Here is an 18,494-nt window from a genome sequence, read left to right on the forward strand (position 1 = left end):
GTGGCTGTTCAGCGGACTGGTCCAGCAGGGCCCGTGCGGAGTCCGCGTAGCGGATGGCGGTCTTCTCGTCAATGCCGAAGGTGAGGGCGAGGTCAAGGGGGTCGGCGCCGTGGGTGAGGGCCTCTTCGAGCTGGCGGTCGACGCGGAGCCGTTCGAGGGCAGCGGTGGGGTTGCGGGTAGCCCGGGTGGTCCAGAGTTTGCCGGCCGGGCCGAGTTCGACGGCGGTATTCTGAGGGCTGGAAGGCGTACGGGGCGAGGATCCCCGGTGGCTTGGCCAGGCTAGGGCCGCCGTTGCGGACCCAGGCGGTGATGTCGTATGGCCCGAAGCTGAACGTCGACTTGCTCCGCGAACAGGTGCCGAGGCCTCGGGCTTCGGCGCAGCTGCCTCACCCGGCAGAACCGGCCTTGGGGCCGGAGTAGGGACGCGGAGGGCCCCACACGGGGAGGCCGGGGGTTCACGTGCGGGGCCGCGCTCACGGTGAGGGGACGTCAGACTTCGGTCAGGGTGTACGTGCCCGTACCGTCCTGCCTGCCGCTGGAGTACTGGCGGATCAACTCCCCGTCAGCGTACCGGTCGTGACCCACCATGGAGCCGGTGTACTTGTTCTGCACACCGATCTTCGAGCTGCCGGGTACATCGCGGTAGATGTAGAACCGCTGGAGGTCGTCCTCCCCGCAGGAGGCCGTCGTCAGGTAGGCCTGCTCCTGATTGGCGATGTCCGCCGGGATGGTCGCGCACCCACCGTTGCCCCAGTTCCACAGGGACGCCTCGATGACCCCGTTGTTCTCCGTGACGTTGCACAGGCGCCAGTTGTCCAGGTGGGCGCTGAAGAATGTCGATTCGCGCAGGCGGATTCCGTCGTTGGCCAGGAGCGGTGCGCTCCAGTTCAGGACCTTGCCGGGGACGTCGATCCTGTAGACGCCGGACTCGCAGTTCAGCGCGGCCTGCGCGCGCCCGGTGGCCTTGGGGTGTTCGGCGGACGTGCCGCTGGTGGGAGCCGGGCGCTGCACGAGGCGGTTCTGCGTCTGCTTTGCTGTCGGGGCCACCGCGCCCGCCGGGTGCTTGGCCTTCGCGGCGGCCGAGCCGCAGTCGAGGAGGCCTTGCGCCTTGGCCATGATGCTGTTGGCGGGCACCTTGTCCTGGCAGCGCACCGCGCCTTCTTCGAGGGTGGTGTAGGTGGTGAAGCTGCCGCTGCCGGGCCCCTCGATCCACTTCAACGCCCAATTGCCGTCGCCCTGTTGAATGCGGTTGCAGTTGAGGCTGCCGTACGTACCGGTGACCTTCTTGGTGCCCTTGTAGACGCCGTAGTAGCCGGGCCGTTGGAAGTTCCACGTGACCGAGTTCGACTCGCTGCTGGTGGTGGAGTAGTTGACCTGTACATTCAGGCCCAGGCTCGCGCCGACGGTGCCGAGGGTGTCGACGGCGAAGCTGCCCTGGACATTGCCGTTGAGGCCGACGGAGACCGAGATGGTGGTCTGGGTGCTGGTGGTGACGTTCTGGTAGCCGGTTGAGCCCTCGGTGACGTACCAGCCCTTGAAGTGGGTGATCGTCGGGGACACTTCGGTGGTCTTGATGAACGGGTGGCGTGTGCCGAGGTCGGCGGAGGAACAGGCGTCGCCGAGCTTCGGCTGGCCGGCGGCTGTGGCGGGTTTCGGATGCCCTGCCGCGGCGGCGGGGCCGGCCACGGCAGTGAGGGTGGCGAACGTCGACGTAGCGGTTACGGCGAGGGCGACCAGCCCTCTGGCCCAGTGGCCGGGAGATCTTAAGTGGCTCATCATGCCCTTTCCCTGGCCGGGCGCCATGTCGCCCCATGCCGGAACCCTGCCAGTTATGTGGTGGGGAGCAGCGGTCGATCGAGGCGAACTTAGCGTCGGCAGGGATGCAGTGACGATGACCGAATCAGCCGGTCCGAGGCGAAAACCCATGACCCTTCATGGACCGTTAGGCACCCTTGACCCGCCCGGGGCTCATCAGAATTTCATCTGCGGAGCTACGATTCGCCACCACCGTCGCACAGATGGGCTCTCTCAGTCGTGATTCCACTGCTTGCACCTCGACGGTCGGCGACTGCCGGACCGGCCTTTCATCATCCGCCGACGCGGCCGACCGCCGCCAAGCCACCGCGATATCCGGCCAACTTGCACATTCCGAAACTGAGGACCTTCGACGGCCCTGGTGCCTTGAATGTTTGCGCGCTGGCGTGAACGGCCCTATGAACATCCGGGGGCAGACAATCGTCGGCATGCCAGAAGGGTCCAGCGAATCGAGCCGGAACGTCGATCCCGACGGCCGGCCCGTCAGCGTCCGCATGAGCCCTGAGCGCATGTGGCCCAGGCACGGAAAACGACCAATCGAAAAATCAAGCAGAAAACGAACATCTCCGTACCAGGTCTACCCGCCACCACGGAGGACGGCATCAAAGACCGCACCTGCCCTGCCAGGGGCGACGGTCGCCGCGGCAGCCGCGCATCCTGCCGACTGCGGGAGTGCCGTTTCGAAGACGAGTGGCGGTGTGAGGCCCGAACGAGCCGAAGAACGACCGGGGAAGATCTTATTTCTGGCTGACGTATACGGGCACTGCACCGTTCGATCCGGGTGGATTTACATGCCACCGAGAAAGAGGGGGACCACCATTGAAACGCGTCAGACGGCTGCTGGCGGCGATAGCCTCGCTCGCGCTCACCGCAGCCCTTCTCACCCTGGGCGCCTCACCGGCCGCCGCCGCACCACTGTCGGCGGCTGGCGAGGGCCACGGCACCTGCACAGCCACCACCCCCGGCTCCAAGCTCGCACGCCAGGGCACAGCATGGATCTGCGTTAAAGAGCGGCCCATCACCGCCGCAGATCTCGCCCGTATCCGCGCCCACACCGCCGCTGTCGCCGGGGTCGCCGCCGCCCCTCGGGACGGCATCGACCCCGGCGACGACCCGGATGCCAGCCCGGAGGCGCTGTGCACCTCCGAAAAACACCAGGATGTCGTCTCCAACCGCCATAACTACTGTATGCGGCACGGCATCACGTACGTGCTTGTGAACCCCGGTGGCAGGAACGGCACCGCCGATCTCGTGGTCACGGCCCGGTCCGCGCTGGACCCCAACAGCGTGACGTGGAAGGAGCACATCGCCGTCTACGCTGAGAAGTACGATGGTGTTTCCGTTGTGAGACTCGCTCTGTCGTCGTCGTGCACCGCGTGCCTACCGGGGCCGCCCGCTTGGGGCGGCGGGGCCATCGAGCTGCGCGCGGGCGCGGAGGACGATACCGGGGAACTCTCCTACGAGACCACTACCCGGGGCGGCGCCGAGCGCTCGCGCAGCATGATCGCCTACCAGAGCCAGACGGAGAGCCCCGACGCGGACTACCCTGTCATCACCAATGGGCAGTGGGCGGGCCCATCGGTGGCCTGTGACGGTGTGGTCGGCGGATCCCCCGGCTGCATCGCCAGCGATAACCTGGCCAGGGTGACCTTCAGCAAGTCCGACTCCAAATACGCGGCCTCCGCAGTGGCCTATGAATGGGCGCAGAACCACCTGAGCGACAACAGCGTTATGGGCACCGCACAAAGGCCGTTCACGCGTGACAGCGACGAGGCGAGGAGGAGGAGCCGGAATTACTACACCTGCAAGGCTCCCCCGAAGCCCTTCGTAGCCGACCCCACCGTCGTGAATGATGAATGTGACGAGTTCCCCTTCGCCAGGACCAAAGAGGGCGGCACGCTGGGCTCCCTGTGCGCGGAGATCACCCCCCGCTACGTGGGCGGCGGCGCATGGCGGGTAGACGTCGTACGTGACGAACCGGTCGCACCCTGCATCAGGGCCCATGTCCCCTCAGACCAGAACCAGGCCGCGGGGGGGCGCCTGGGCCGTCAGGTTCAATCCGAGCGCGTCCGCGACGGCGAGGCGTACCAGGTGGTCATCACTCCCTAGGAGGCAGACCTCCCTCCCCGGGCGTCAGGGGAGGGAGGCCCCTTGCCGGTGAGCGATGTCGCCGAAGCCGTCGGCGTCAGGCTCGCTCGCTCGTCTATGCGCTCTACGACGACCACGTCGCCGAGTCCTCGAAGGGCTACGGGTTTCCAGCCGCCGCGACGAACCAATCGACCGCACGACCGCGAGCGTCACCAGCGCCTCGGCTCACCACACACGACCATGCGTCACGCATATCGGCAGAACTTCAGGAATCCCGGCCGACCGTCGAACTCTTCACGCGATCGAGCGAACCCCCGTTCACCAGCACTGCAGCTCGGAAGACGGTGCCCTTTCGAGGAGGAACCCGCGGAAGTCCCGACAGACCCGCGGGTTCAGGTGAACTGAAGCTTTTTCCAGCGCCAGCCCACGGGTCAATCGGCGTACTTGACTCGGCGTATCCGTGGGTTCGTGTGGAACGTGAGTGTGAGGGGACAAGCCGATGGACTTCGGCCGATACCTCGGCTCGGCTGCATCACCTCTGAGGTTCGGCCAGGGTGAATATCGTCCGGCTGTTTCGGATGCCCCCCGCTCATTGGGCTAGACCGCGTTGCGGGACACTCTTGTGATGACTGTTGTTCCAGCTCAGACGTCCCGTGATCGATCCCCTCTCGGACGGGGCGTGAGTAACTTCTTTCCGCAGAGCGCCAGCACGTCGCCGACGGAACAGGCGGCGGCTTCGCTGGCAGTGCTGAAGACCGTCCCGGTTCAGGTCGGCGTCCTTCAGGCTGCCGTTGTGCTGCTGGAGGAAGCTGCGCGCACGACCGAGGACAAGGCAGCCCATGAGACAGTGACGGCCACCATCGGCTTGCTCCGGGCCGCGATGAAGGCCGATGGCAACGCGGTGTGAATCACGTTGGGGCCAGCCGCTCCTGGGGAGGGCGCCAGATCCGGATCAATATGTCTCCGGTGCCGGGGGACGATCACAGGCCGGGCTGGTCTCAAGTTCGGCTTGGAGGACTAGACCGGCCTCGGCCCGGCCACGAAGTCGTCCGGGACCGCGATCCACGGCAAACACGCGCCCAGAGGCGGCAACCGGCGATTCAAACGCGCGATGACCCTCGCCGCGTTCGCCGCCTTGTACGATCCCGCCTCCCGCACCTACTACGGCCATTGCAGAGCCTGGGAGAAGACCCACACGCAGGCTCTCCCCCCGGCTCGCCCGGCACCGCATCAGCGTGCTGTTCGCGATGCTCCGCGACGGCACCTTCTACGAACCCCGAATCCCACGCCTCGCTTGACGAAAAACATGGAGGCACCCCCAGCCGTTCACCCGAAACCGGCCCCTTCCCCCCCACCCAACCGAGGCGACCGGCGCCGTCCCGCGCTGGGGCAGCGCGGGACGGCGCCGGCGGTCATGACCCGTCCGAGTGCGCCGTCCGCACAGCCGGCGCCTGCTGCCCACCGGCCGCGGGCGCATCTCCGGCCGCGGGAGCGCCGCCCGGGCCGAGCCCCAGACGCAGCTGGACCTGCTGGGCGATGCCGGTGACGGTGCCGGCGGATCCGAGGAGTTCCATGGGCGGGATGCGGATATCGAAGCGCTGCTGGAGGTCGGCCAGGAGCTGGGTGCCCAGAAGGGAGTCCATGCCATAGGTGTCGAGGCGCGCGTGGGGGTCCACATCCTCGCGGCTGAGATGCAAGGTGCCTGCGATCAGGGTGGTCAGTTCCGTCACGAGGCGTTGCAGCGCGGCGTCGGCGGGCAGGCGACGGAGGTCGTTGAGGAAGTCCTCGCGGGTGCGGATGTCCTCGCCCGCCTCGGCGGGGACCAGGCCGCGAAGGCGGGGGGCGGCGGCGGTGGGCAGCAGGGCCGCCACGCGGGACCAGCGGTACCGTCCGATGCCCACCACCTCGGGGGTGCCCGGCAGGCCGCCGGCGGCGGCGAACGCCTCGCGGGCCGTGAGGGTTTCGATGCCGAGGGAGGCCAGGCTGCCGGCCAGGTCGTTGCGTGCCACATAGCCGGTGCCGGCGATGGCCCCCCAGGCGACCGCCTGTCCGGCCCGGTTCCGCCCGCGCCGTTCCCGGGCCAGGGCTTCGAGGACCAGGTTCCCCGCGACATAGGGCGCTTGGGCGACGTTGCCCAGTGCGGTGGTCGCCGAGGAGTGGAGCAGGAACAGGTCGCAGTCCCGATCGCGGGTCAGGATGTCGAGGACGACCGCTCCGGTCGCTTTGGGAGCCAGCATGGCGGCGATCCTGTCCTCGTCGAGTTCGGCGAGCGGAGCGTCGTCCAGGCACATGGCCGCGTGCACCACCCCCCGCAGCGGGAAGCCGGTGCGGTCGATGGCCCGTACCAGGTGGCGCATGGCCTTGAAGTCGGTGACATCGACGGCGTGCGCGGTGGCGTCAACGCGGCGCTCGGCGAGGCCGGCGAGTACCGCAGCCGCCTCCGGTGCCTTGGGGCCGCGTCGGCTGACCAGAGCCAGGTGGCGCGCGCCCCGGTCCGCGAGCCATTGCGCCGCCGCGGCCCCGAACCCGCCGGTGCCCCCGGTGACCAGGTATGTTCCCCGCGGATCCGGCGTGGGCGGGCGAGGAGCCGGCTCCACGACAGGAGGTTCGTCGAGGGGGTCGAAAGTGACAACAACCTTGCCGATGTGCCGGGAGTGCTGCAGCAGCCGGAACGCTTCCTGTACGCGGGCGGCCGGGAAGGGCGTATGGGGCAGACCGGGGAATCCGGAGGCGTACCCCGCCGCCAGGTCGTCCACCATGTGCCGGTAGGCCTCGACGTCGTTGACGAGCCGGGAGATGTCCATGCTGAAGAAGGCGGCATTATTGCGGAACAGGCCCAGCGGAAGCGGCTTGTTCTCGTAGATATCGCGTTTGCCCAGCTCAATGAAGCGGCCATCGGGGGCCAGCAGTTCCATGCTCCGGTGCATGGCCTCCCCGGCGAGAGAGTTGAGCACGACGTCCACGCCGCGGCCCTCGGTCAACTCGCGCACCTGGTCGGCGAAGTCCAGGCTCCTGGAATCCAGGACGTGCTCCACGCCCAGGGCCCGCAGGAAGGACCTCTTGCGCTCACTGCCCGCGGTGGCAATCAGACGGGCTCCCTTGGCTTCGGTGTAGCGCAGGGCGGCCAGCCCTACGGCCCCGGCGGCACCGTGGACCAGCACGGTCTCCCCCGCCCGCAGCCCGGCCAGCCGGCCCAGGCCGTAGCCGACCGTCAGGGAAGCGATCACCGAGGCGGCGCCCCCCGCGAAGGTCATGTGGCCAGGCAGCGGCTGGACGAAGTCCGCCTTCAGGACGCAGTGGGTGGCCAGTGCGCCGGGACCGGTGCCCATCACCCGGTCACCCGGCCGGAAGGCGGTCACACCGGGGCCGCACGCGGTGACGATGCCCGAGCATTCGATGCCCGGCCCGCACTCCGAGAAGGTGCCCTCGAACAACTCGGCCGGCAGCAGGCCCGAACTCTGCATGATGTCGCGGTAGTTCAGGCCGGCGGCGCGGACCTCAAGCGCCACCTCGCCGGGTCCCGGCCGGGGCGGATCGGCCTCCGTCCAGGACAGCCGGTAGGACAGTCCGGTGTCCCGGAGCCTCAGGCCGAAGGGCACGCTTCCCACCGGCCGCCGCCGGTCGTGGGTGTACGGCCGCTCGCGGGGGGCGAACCGGCCGGAGGGGGTGAGGACGACCTCGTCCTCGTCGTCCTCACCGTCGGGTGGCAGCAGTTCCACGGCCAGCCGGCGCGCGTCGGCGGCCACATCGCCGGTGCGGACGAGAACGGCCCGCCGGAAGCACAGCCGCGGGTGTTCATTGGCCAGCGTACGGGCGGCTCCCCACAGGGCGGCCGCCGCGAGATCCGTGGCCGCCGGGGTCCCGGCGAGGGGAACGGCCCGGTGCGGATGGGTGACCAGCCGCAGCCGGACCGCCGGGCCGGCCGAGCGACGCCCCTCGGCTGCGGCGAGGGCTGCAAGGGCGGCAATGCCGCGGGCGGCCCGGTCCGTGGTGGCCCGCGGGCCGGTACCGCGCGTCCGGCCGGGCACCAGGACGACATCGAGGGTCGTCGCGTCGCCGTCCGGGCCGGCCGGGCGGGCGGCATCGAGCAGGGTCCGCCAGTCCTCGGCGGTGGCGCCGAGGCGACCGGTGCGGACCGAGGCGCAGCCCCGTTCCGTGAGTGTCGCGGCAAGACAGCGCACCAGTGGGCCCTCGGCGGTGTCGTCGTCCGTCAGCACCAGGAAGCCGGCGTGGGCGGGGGGTGACGGGGTGGGGGGGCGGGGTACCCGGCGCCGGTGACGGCCAGCAGGACGGAGTATCCGCCGTGCACCTGGGGGTCTCCGTCCTGCGCCCGGGTGACGTCGGTGAAGCCGCACTGCCGCAGCAGGGCGGTCCAGTCCCGGTCCTCGGAGGGCTGCTCCGGCGTATCGGTGTCATCGGGCGGGGTGTCGGCCTGCTGCGGCGGGCCGTGGACCGCTGCCAGCAGGTCGCGGTCGTGCGAGACCACCGCCAGCAGCCGGCCGCCGGGGGCCAGCAGGGCGGCGGCCCGGCGGAGCACGGCGGCGGGGTCCGCCAGCATCTCCAGGCCGCTCGCCACTACCAGGTCGCAGCCTTGCCCGGTGGTTTCCCGGCCGGCGCCGCCGTCACCGCCGGCGGCATCCGCATCCTCATTCGCGTCGGCGGCCATGCCCGCCTCCGCATTCACGCCGACGTCCGGATCGGCATTCGCATCAGCATCAGGATTCGCGTCGGTTTCCCCGTCCGCATCCGTATCCGCATCGGCGGGCTGGAAGGAGACGAAGTCGTAGGCGATGAAGCGGGCCCGGACGGCCTCCAGCAGGGACGGCGGGATGCCGGTGACGCGGTAGCAGGTGCGTTCGGGGGGCAGCACGGGCAGCAGGGCGGCGGTCAGCGCACCGGTGGGGGTTCCGGTCTCCACCACGCGCAGCGGCCGGTCGGCCGGCCAGCGGCCGGCCAGTTCCGACAGCAGGAGGCGGGCGGTCCGGTAGCCGGATTCGAGTCCGGGGAGGGGGGCGGCCGGCGGGTCGGGGGCCGTGGCCGGTGCCAGGGGGCCGCAGTCGCTCCAGTGCCGGTCCGCCGTGGCCGCCAGTGCCAGGGCGGTGCCAAGGGAGGGGTCGGCGGCCAGGCAGCGGCGTGCCGCCGGCGTGGGGTCGGCGGCGGAGGTCAGTTGCCAGCGGCCGTCGCCGAGCGCGACGACGGCCCGGTGCCGTCGCATGAGGTCGAGCATGTGCAGGCGCCAGGCACGATGGCCGGCCACCGTGTCCCGGTCTGCGGGCAGGTCGTCCGGGGTGAAGGGGGCCTGCGGATCCGGCAGTAGCGCGGCCAGGGTGCGGGCGTGGTGCCGTGCGGCGAACTCCTTGAGCGCCGCCAGGGCGTCGGCGCGGCGCGGGTTCTGCCCGCTCTCCCGCCGCACCGCGGCGATCTGGGGTCCGGCCGCGGCCATGAGCTGCCGCGGTCCGGTCATCGGCGGTGGCGCGCACGGGGCCGTGGCACCGGGTAGGGCGCGCAGTACGGTGTGGTGCGCTGTGACGGGGAGGTCCATGGACACGGCCACACGGCGCAGGCGGCAGCCCTCGGCGCACACGCTGACGTTGCCGTCCTCGTCGGTGAGGGTCAGGTCCCAGCAGACCTCGTCGTCGGTGCGGGAGCGTTCACGGACCCACACCGAGCCGGTGGCGGCCGGCGTCCGCCACACCCGGACGGCCGCGATGCTCGACGGCAGGTACGCCTGGCCCTCGTCGAGCCGCTCCGCGAGCAGCTGGGTCCCGGCCTGCAAGGCGCCGTCCAGTACCGCGGGGTGGACGACGTATGGCGCGCCCGGGGCTTCGTGGCGGTAGGCCGCCAGGATCTCCCCGGTTCCCTGCCGGAGACCGGTGAGGACCTGGAATGCGGGTCCGTAGTCCAGGCCCCTGGCGGGGGCAGCGCGGTAGTAGTCGGCGGCGGGGACGGCACGGGGGCAGCGGCCGCGGATCCGGGCGAGGTCCACAGCGGCGGGGCAGGGCGAGGTGAGGGTGCGGACGCGGGCGGTGACATGGGGCCGTGGCATGGGATTGCGCAGGTGCGTGCTGGTGATGGTGACGGTGCCGTCCTTGGGCCGCAGTGCCGCCTGCAGTTGCACCGCTGCGGTGTCCGGCCAGGAAATGGCCAGGCCACCGGCGATGAGGAGATGGCCGACCTCCAGGCGGGTGCTGCCCAGGGCCGCCCGGCCGGCGGCCAGCACCATGTCGATATAGCCGGTGGCCGGCATCACGACGGATCCCCGGATGCGGTGGTCGGGCAGCCATGGAGCCCTCGTCGGTTCGAGCGGCCCGTGCCACGTGGGGTGCGGGGCGGGCATGCGCTCGCCCAGCAGCGGGTGCTCCGGCAGTCCGTTGCCGGATGTGCGCAGCCACATCTGCGGTGTGCCGACCCAGTGGCGTTGCCGCTGCCAGGGGTAGGCGGGCAGGTCGGTGACGCGGGTGCCGGAGGGCAGGAGGCGGCCGGTGTCGACGGCGGCCCCGCTGGCGAGCAGCGCGGCAATGGCCGTCAACAGGGTGTGCGGTCCGTCCTGGTGGCGGTGCAGGGTGGGCAGGACGGCGAGGCGTTCCGGGCCGTCGTCATGGAGGATCCTGTGCAGGTAGGTGCCGAGGACGGGGTGCGGCCCGATTTCGAGGAAGACGTCGGCGCCGTCCTCGCGGGCCATGGCCACCGCGTCGGCGAAGCGGACGGGCCTGCGGACGTTGTGCCACCAGTAGGCAGCGTCCAGTTCGTCGCCGCGTAGCTGGGTGCCGGTGACGGTGGAGTAGAACGGGACGGTGGCATGCTTCGCGCTCAGCCCCCGCAGGGCGCGGGCGAGTGGTTGTTCGCAGTCGGCCATGGCGGCGCTGTGGAAGGCGTAGTCCAGGTCCAGTTCACGGAAGAAGACTCCCTTCCGGCTCATTTCCTCGCCGAAGGCGCGCACCCGGGCGGCCGGCCCGGTGATGGTGACGTCCCGGGGGCTGTTGACGCCGGCGATCTCCAGTTCCCCGGCGTAGGGGGCTATGGCATCGGCCGCATCGTCCGGGCCGAGGCCGACCGCCGCCATGCGCCCGCTGCCCGCGCACGGCGCCTGGGCGGCGGAGCGGGCGGCGATGACGCGGGCGGCGGCCGCGGTGTCCAGCGCCCCGGCCAGGTGGGCAGCGGCGACCTCGCCGACGCTGTGCCCCAGGGCCGCGGAGGGGGTGATGCCGTGCTCGCGCAGGACGGCCGTGATGCCGGCCTGGACGGCGAACAGCAGCGGCTGGGCCCGCTCGGTGGCGTTCAGGCGCCAGGTGTCCGGTGGTGCGGTCAGGGCCGTGGCCACCGACCAGCCCAGGTGGGGCAGCAGGCAGGCGTCGAGGTCGTCCACCGTGGCCCGGAACACCGGGTCATGGGTGTAGAGGCCGGCGCCCATGCCCGCCCACTGGGAGCCGTTGCCGGAGTAGACGAACGCCGTTCTCCCGCTGCCGACGGCCTGGGCGACGGCCCCGGGAACATCGACGGTCGCGGGACGTCCGGCGGGCCCGGTGCTGTTGTGCCGCGTGCCGGGCGCAGGGCGGGCGGCGATCTCGGACAGCCGTCGGGCGGCGTCGCGGGCGCTGGTGGCCAGAACCACGGCCCGGTGCCGGTGCCGGCCACGGCGCCAGGCGGTGCCGACGGTGTCGGGGAACTCTTGTGGGGCGATCCCTTCCAGGTGTCGTGCGAGTGCTTCCGCCGCCTGTTTGAGTGCCGTGCCGGAGCGCGCGGTGACGATGACCGGAAGCTCCGCCCGGGACGGGCACGCCGCGGGCGGCCGGTGGTGCGGCCGGTCGGCCGCCACGATGACATGGGCGTTGGCACCGCCGAAGCCGAAGGAGTTGACTCCGACCACCGGGCGTCCGCCCTCGGGCAGGGCGAGTTTCTCGGTGGCCGGGCGCAGGCCCAGAGTGGCGAAGTCGATGCCGGGGTTGAGGGGCTGGGCGTGCAGCGAGACGGGAACCGTGCGGTGACGCAGGACCAGCAGGGCCTTGCACAGCCCCGCCATGCCGGAGGCGGGCTCCAGATGGCCGAGGTTGGTTTTGACGGAGCCGATCGGCAGCTCGCCGGTGATCCGCCGCATTCCCAGCGCGCGGCCGATGGCGGTGGCTTCGACCGGGTCACCGACCGGGGTGCCGGTGCCGTGGGCCTCGAAGTAGGAGAGTTCGTCGGGGTGGACGCCCGCCTCCGCGTAGACACGGCTCAGGAGCTGCTCCTGGGCCTCGGCGCTGGGCATGGCCAGTCCCCTGGTGCGGCCGTCGCAGTTGGTGCCGGTGCCCAGGATCACTCCATGGATCCGGTCGCCGTCGGCGACGGCGTCGTCCAGCGGCTTGAGCAGGAGCATCGCACCGCCTTCGGCCCGGACGAATCCGTCGGCACCGGCGGAGAAGGCGGCGCACCGGCCGCGTGCGGACAGCATGGACGCCTGGGCGAAGCCCACATAACTCCAGGGACTGAGCAGGATGTTGGCGCCTCCGCACAGTGCCGTGCGGCTCCTTCCCTCGGCCAGGGTCCGGCAGGCCCGGTCCAGGGCCACCAAGGACGAGGAACAGGCGGTGTCGATCACCATGCTGGGCCCACGCAGGTCGAAGGCGTAGGAGACGCGGTTGGCCGCGAGGGAGGAGGCGATACCGGTCATCGTGTGGGGGCCGATCTCGTGCTGGCCCTGCAATGCGAGATAGGAGTCGTCGGAGATGCCGATGAAGACGGCCGTGTCCGTGCCGGCGAGCCGTTCCGGGGCGATGGCCGCGTCGTCCAGCGCCTCGGCGGCCAGTTCCAGCAACAGCCGGTGCTGCGGGTCGATATAGGGTGCTTCCGCTGGAGAGATTACGAAGTAGCCGGCGTCGAAACCGGCGAAGTCGTCGAGGAAGCCTCCAGCCGCGGTGTAGCTCATACCCGGGCGCGGCGTCGCGGTGTCAATGAACCGGCCTACGTCGAACCGGTCCGGCGGCACCGTTGTGATCAGGTCACGCTCGCCTTCCAGGACGTTCCACAGCTCCGGCAGGCTGTTGACGCCGCCCGGAAACCGGCAGGAGACGCCCACAATGGCGATGCCCCGCTCCTCGACGGCTTTTGTCTCGTCAATCCCGTCCACGACCACCCCTCTCCTCGACAACCCGAGTGCCGGTTCGAGCGGGGAATGCGGCGACCGGAGCGGCGGCGCCCGCGTCCGGACCGGTCTCCGTTGATGCCCCCACCTGATTCTTCACACGCCGGGGGGAACCAACCATGGACACATCAGGGTCACCCGCATGGGTGAATGTGGGAGAGGCTCCGGCATCCGTCGGGTGAAATCGCGCACTCTGTGAGGGAGTTGACCGGTGCGCTCCCCGGGCCCGCTGCACACCTCGCACACCTCCGCCGCTGCGAACACCTGGCACACCCCGGCCATCTCGCACGCCCGCACACCTCGCACGGGCCCGCACGGCCCGCACTGGGCAGCCTGCCCGTGCCGCATCCCGGCGACGGCACAGCGGAGACGGCTGGTGCGCACCCCGGTACGTCCCGTGGCCCGGCGGAAGGGAGACCCCGTGGCGATCGCGATCACCGGCGCCACCGGCTACCTGGGCAGCCGGATCCTGCACCATCTGTTGTCCGCAACGGACACCGAGCCCCTTGTCCTCCTCGGCCGCGACACACCCGCGGTGCTCCGCGAACGCATCGGCACTGCCATGCAATGGCTCGACGGCCCCCGTGCCCTGCCCGTCGGCGCCCTCGGCCGGATCCGCTGCCTGCAAGCGGACCTGGAACAGCCGCAACTCGGCCTGGATTCCGCCGAATTGACGGTCATCACCGACAGCCTGTCGGAAGTGTGGCACTGTGCGGCTTCGACGGCCCAGCACGGCGACCCCATGGCCATCCACCGGGTCAACGTCCTGGGCACCCGCGGGGTCCTGCGGCTCGCCGACCGGGCCCCGGCCGCCCGCCTGATCTATCTGAGCACCGCCTTCGTAGCGGGGCGCCGCACGGCCGGGCACGTGTTGGAAGACGATCTGTCCGAGCGGGCCGGCTTCCACACTCCGTACGAGGAGAGCAAGTTCACCGCCGAACGGCTCGTCCGCCACTGGGCCCTGGCGCACGGCCGCACGGTCACCGTCGTCCGCCCCAGTGTGGTCGTCGAGGACCGGTTCGTTCCCGACGGGCTAGCGCAGCACCCCCTGGGCACGCTCGCCCGGCATGTGCGCCAAGCCCTCCATGCGCGGACGCCGGCGGGTGACCTGGCCCTCTCCGGGTGCCGGGGGGCCGGCGTGCTGCGGTTCCGCTTCCCCGGCCCGCCCGACGGCTCCCTCAACCTGGTGCAGGCCGACCACGCCGTCCGTGCCATGCTCTGCGCGGCGGCCGCCCACCGCTCCCCCGGCGTCCTCACCGTCCATGTCACTCACCCGGTCAACACGCCCCTCGCCACCATCGCCCGAGCCTTCGAGTCGAGCCATCCCGGACTGATCGTGGAACTGACTCCGGCGGTCCCCGACCCGTCCTCCCTGGAGAGGTACGTCCGGCAGAACCACGGCGACCTGCTGGGGTACGCCGGCCATCGCCGCACCTATGACCGCACCCGGCTGCTGAGCTGCCCGGGGGTTCCGCCCGGTCCCCCGCCGGTGGACGCCGGCTACCTCGCACGAGGACTCGCCCCCGGGTGGAGCTGATGTCCGGTGCCCCCGACCGACGGTCAACGGGCCGGGCCGGCCGCCGCGCACAGTTCGTCAAGCGCCGCCAGCCACAGCCCCGGCAGGTCCTCGGCCGCCGACAGGGACCGGTCCACGGTGAACGACACGCACACCTCACCACCGTATTCCATGAGCACCGCCGCCACGGCGTGCCCGGCAGGCAGGAACGACAAGGGAACCACATGATCCACCCGCCAACCGGACAACCGCAGTCCTCCGAGCGGCCCCGGCACGTTCGTGGCCAGCAGGGAGCACAGCCGGGGATGGATACTGCGCCGCAGCACCCAAGAAGCCAGGGCCCGTGGACACCGGCGCAACAGGGCCTCGGCCTCCGCACGGGAGATCCGCCGCCGCGCCGTCCTGGTCCGCTCCGCCACCACCGCGAGCCGGCGCACGGGATCCGGTTCGTCAAGCGGCAGCCGCACCCGGGCGCCGAGGAACCGGTTACCGGCAGACCCCCCTTCCTCCCCGGCGCGGATGCTGACCGGCATCACGGCCATCACTGCACCGCGTGGCCGGCCTTCCCCCCGCCCGTACCACGCCCGTAACGCCCCTGCCAGGCACGCCAGATAGACGTCATTGATGCTGGCACCGAAAGCGGCTCCGGCATGACGCAGCCGCGCTTCGCGGGCGTATACCCACATGTGTCGCGGTGCCTCGCCCCGAGCCCGGCACGGCACCGGTGCCACCGGTGCGGCGGCCGGGAGGCCGAGGACGAAATCGGCCAGCAGGAGAGCCGCACGCACGCCCCCCAGCAGGCCCGCGGGTGCTCCGGTCGGCTTCCCGTCCCCCGCTTCCGGTCCGGGCTCCGCGGAGGGCGCCCCGGCACCGCCCAGCTCCCGGGCGACACGGGCCCAACGATCCCGCTCGCACCCACTCCGTCCGCCACCCGGTGATGGACCCGCGGCACCAGGGCGAATGCCCCGGGCTCATACCCCCGCACCAGCCACATGTCGGCGCCCGCCGGCGGCAAGGGCGCCACCGCCAGCGGACCCAGCACGGCGCGCAGGCCCCGCTCCCCCTGTCCCGCTCCGGCATTGACCTCATGGAAGTAACGGTCGGGATCCTCGACCGGGCCGAGACCCGGCTCCACGGACACCGGAACCATCGCACCGACCGCCGCCACCATCCTCCGCAGGTCCTCGCGGGCCGGCGGGATCCCCGAACACAGCAGTGCCTCCGCGATGACCAGTGAATCCGACGGATGACGCCGCTCATAGGCGGCCCACCCCCGCGCCCAGAAATCCCCCCGCATCTCCTCCGACCAGTGATCGGCAGCCACGGCACGCTCCCCTCCCCCGCTCCTGACCCCCGGCCACCGGACCCGACACCACAAAGACCACCCGCCGAAGCCCGCAACGGCAGTCGGCGCCATCCGCGTGGAGTAGAACGACGAACAGGCCGAAGCCCGCCGCTATGGAGACGGGGGGGCTCCTCGCCAAATCCCGCCGCCATTCGCAAGATGGTTGCCACCGTCATCGCGGGCGCCTTGCGACCACCCCGGCCCTGACCGCGCCCAGGTCGCATGTCCCCCATCCGCCCCCTGCCCCCGGATCCGGTAGGCATCCACGGCGAGTTCGGTCCGCGGGCCAAGCGGCCTTGTCGTAGACCGGCAGCAGCCGCGGACGCTTACGCACCAGGAGCTTCCCAGCGATCACCCAGTCAACTCCGTACTGGGCGCAGAGGAGGTGCCAGGCCTGGTCCGCCGGCGAGCCCTCGGCCAAGACGTCCGCTTCGGCGTCGACCATGTCGATGCAGGGAATGGGCCTGCAGCAGACCGGACAACTGCGCGCCGAGGCGGCCCTCCAAAAGGTCCAGCGCGACAGAAGCCAAGAACGGTCACCGACAAGGTCTGCACCGCAACCAGGTCCTCCGCCGTGATCCGGTCGGCGGCTCCGGCCGGTCTCCCCCACCGGCCAGATGCTCGAACCGGCTGCCGGTGAACGGCACCGCGCCGGCCGACAGACCGACCCCGTAGTAGCGACGCAGGTCACCCACAACACGCTTCCAGATCCAGCCGATGGTGGACTTCGACAGCCCGGTGCGGGCGGCCATGGAGGCCCGCGACCAGTGCGTGTCCTTATCCGGGGTGGACTCCAGCGTCGCGATGACGACGTCCTCGACCTGGTCGAGCATGATGGACGGTGGCCGCCCCGGACGGCACTCGTCCATCCGCCCGTCCAGCCGGCGGGCGATGAAGCGGGCCCGCCAGCGGTTGACCGACTGTTCACTCACGCCGAGTTCGGCGGCGACCTGCTTGTTCATCCCGCCCTCCGCGCACTGCAGCACGATCTTCGCGCGCAGCGCGAGGTACTGCGCGGTCTTCGCGCGCCTCGCCCAGCGCGTCAACTGGGCCCGCTCGGCCTCGCTGAGCACCAGTTCCGCCTTGCGCCGGCCCGGCCGCGGCGCATCCGCCAAACCCGCCATCCGCCGCGCGACAAACCGCGAACGCCACTTCCTCACCTGTCCGCGGCCACCTTGAGGTCCGCCGCCACACGCACATTCGGCACACCGTCCGCGCACGCCAAAATGATGCGCGCCCACTCGGCGAGGCGAGGCTCCACCGCCCCGCCCGCCCAGCGCTTCAACTCGGCGAACTCCTCAGCAGACAGCCCGACTTCAACAACACGGGGCCCCGGGACATGAAAACAGGCTACAGACTTAAGCCCGCGATTTCGGGCGCATCACACCAGTAGTGCTTCGTTAGGTCGGGGTGTGTCTGGTTCTGTGGAGGGGGCGGCCGCAGGTGGTGCAGGTTCCGGTCCAGCACCGCAGCAGGTCCTGGAGAGTGTCGAGGACCTGGTAGAGGGTCAGACCGGTGTGGGGGCTTTGGGGTCGTGCCGGTGGAGGGTGAGGAATGCCTGGGCGGCGGTGACGAGGGTGACGTGGTGGTGCCAGCCGCGCCAGCTGCGTCCTTCGAAGTGGTCCAGGCCGAGGCCGTGTTTGAGCTCGCGGTAGTCGTGCTCGATCCGCCAGCGCATCTTCGCCCACCGCACCAGATCCCCGACGGGTGTGCCATCAGGAAGGTTGGTGACCCAGTAGCCGTTCGGGGCGGCCTCGCCCGCGGGCCACTCGACCAGAACCGTTCTCGCGGGCAGCACGCCGTCCCACCGGTAATGGCCGCCGCCTGCTTCCTGGGCGGCCTTCAGGGCCTGCTTGCCCGCCGGCCGCACCCGCAGCAGCCCAAAACGCGAGGCCATCATCCCCTTGCTGCCCTCGCGCCAGGTCACCTCGGAAAGACCGCTGGCCAACGCCTGCCCCGCTATCACGGCCTCGGGGAACATCGGTACAGCGGTTAACGCTAAGCCGGTGATCATGGCGTCTAGCACAGGTGGCAGGCCCGGCGGCGGGGTTCGACAGAAGATCTCTGAGAGGCTGCGGGCGCCGATAACTTCGCGCTCATGCCAGTGGAGTTCCTGACCGATGAACAGGCGGCGGCGTACGGCAAGTTCAACGAGGAGCCGACCCAGCCGGAGCTGGAACGGTGCGCTGGAGGACCTGGCACGCAACCGCGTGAACCTCAACAAGGTGATCGCCCACTGGCCGGACATGCTGAAAGTCGCCGGTTCCCTGGTCACCAACCAGGTCCATGGAGGACCAGCTCGGCGCGCTCGGCCTGGTCCTCAACGCCATCGTGCTGTGGACCACGAAGTACATCGACGCCGCCGTCGCCCAACTCCGCGCCGAGGACCACGAGATCCGCGACGAGGACATCGCCCGGCTCTCCCCGCTCAAGCACCGCAACCTGAACCTGCTCGGCCGCTACAGCTTCACCGCCTCCGTCCCGGTGGCCGGCGCCCTGCGCCCGCTGCGCGACCCGGACGCGCCCGAGCCGGACGAGGACGACGACGGCGACCCGGACTGAGACGGGCAGCGGCAGCGGCACGGACGAGGGGTGGCACTCGGCCGGGC

General features: G+C 70.9%; 9 protein-coding genes and 3 pseudogenes. 5 read left to right on the forward strand and 7 right to left on the reverse strand.

Annotation, left to right across the window (positions count from 1 at the left end):
* Positions 1-489: 489 nt before the first annotated feature.
* Complete coding sequence (locus CV755_RS33395; RefSeq protein WP_422070633.1) at positions 490-1,686, reverse strand: hypothetical protein; 1,197 nt, start codon at positions 1,684-1,686, stop codon at positions 490-492.
* Between the two features lie 948 nt (positions 1,687-2,634).
* Here CV755_RS33395 and CV755_RS33400 point away from each other — a divergent pair.
* From CV755_RS33400 to CV755_RS33410, 3 genes and pseudogenes are all read left to right on the forward strand, one after another.
* On the forward strand, positions 2,635-3,924 hold the full coding sequence (locus CV755_RS33400) for a NucA/NucB deoxyribonuclease domain-containing protein (RefSeq protein ID WP_109284647.1): 1,290 nt from the start codon (positions 2,635-2,637) through the stop codon (positions 3,922-3,924).
* Positions 3,925-4,582: 658 nt separating this feature from the next.
* Positions 4,583-4,810: a hypothetical protein gene (locus CV755_RS33405; RefSeq protein ID WP_241561552.1), complete on the forward strand. Its 228-nt coding sequence runs from the start codon at positions 4,583-4,585 to the stop codon at positions 4,808-4,810.
* Between the two features lie 117 nt (positions 4,811-4,927).
* Positions 4,928-5,201: pseudogene (locus CV755_RS33410) on the forward strand (transposase); the annotation flags it as partial.
* 114 nt (positions 5,202-5,315) lie between these two features.
* Here the strand turns inward: CV755_RS33410 and CV755_RS33415 are convergent.
* Both CV755_RS33415 and CV755_RS33420 read right to left on the reverse strand, forming a co-directional pair.
* Entirely contained in the window at positions 5,316-8,120 is a 2,805-nt protein-coding gene (locus CV755_RS33415) for an SDR family NAD(P)-dependent oxidoreductase (protein ID WP_109284649.1), read from the reverse strand.
* Positions 8,114-13,009, reverse strand: a complete 4,896-nt coding sequence (locus CV755_RS33420; protein ID WP_153068795.1) for a type I polyketide synthase — start codon at positions 13,007-13,009, stop codon at positions 8,114-8,116. Before CV755_RS33420 ends, CV755_RS33415 begins: the two co-directional genes overlap by 7 nt.
* Positions 13,010-13,445: 436 nt before the next feature.
* On the opposite strand from CV755_RS33420, the gene CV755_RS33425 reads away from it, so the two are divergent.
* On the forward strand, positions 13,446-14,561 hold the full coding sequence (locus CV755_RS33425; RefSeq protein WP_161968796.1) for an SDR family oxidoreductase: 1,116 nt from the start codon (positions 13,446-13,448) through the stop codon (positions 14,559-14,561).
* Positions 14,562-14,584: 23 nt separating this feature from the next.
* Here CV755_RS33425 and CV755_RS33430 read toward each other — a convergent pair whose 3' ends face one another.
* From CV755_RS33430 to CV755_RS33445, 4 genes and pseudogenes are all read right to left on the reverse strand, one after another.
* Positions 14,585-15,082, reverse strand: coding sequence for a WS/DGAT domain-containing protein (locus CV755_RS33430; RefSeq protein WP_161968797.1), 498 nt, complete (start codon positions 15,080-15,082; stop codon positions 14,585-14,587).
* Positions 15,083-16,057: 975 nt separating this feature from the next.
* Positions 16,058-16,330 carry a DUF6308 family protein gene (locus CV755_RS36540; RefSeq protein ID WP_109284656.1) on the reverse strand — a complete coding sequence of 91 codons (273 nt, stop codon included), beginning with the start codon at positions 16,328-16,330 and terminating at the stop codon, positions 16,058-16,060.
* A 91-nt stretch (positions 16,331-16,421) separates the two neighbouring features.
* Positions 16,422-17,045 (reverse strand): helix-turn-helix domain-containing protein, encoded by a 624-nt coding sequence (locus CV755_RS33440; RefSeq protein WP_422070634.1) that lies wholly within the window; start codon positions 17,043-17,045, stop codon positions 16,422-16,424.
* Positions 17,046-17,392: 347 nt separating this feature from the next.
* Positions 17,393-17,869: pseudogene (locus CV755_RS33445) on the reverse strand (transposase); the annotation flags it as partial.
* A 305-nt stretch (positions 17,870-18,174) separates the two neighbouring features.
* Between CV755_RS33445 and CV755_RS33450 the strand changes: the two are divergent.
* Positions 18,175-18,447 (forward strand): annotated as a pseudogene (locus CV755_RS33450) (Tn3 family transposase); the annotation flags it as partial.
* Between the last annotated feature and the right edge of the window lie 47 nt (positions 18,448-18,494).

The sequence above is a fragment of the Streptomyces orinoci genome, assembly GCF_003121295.1.
GTDB classification, from domain to species: Bacteria; Actinomycetota; Actinomycetes; order Streptomycetales; family Streptomycetaceae; genus Streptomyces; species Streptomyces orinoci.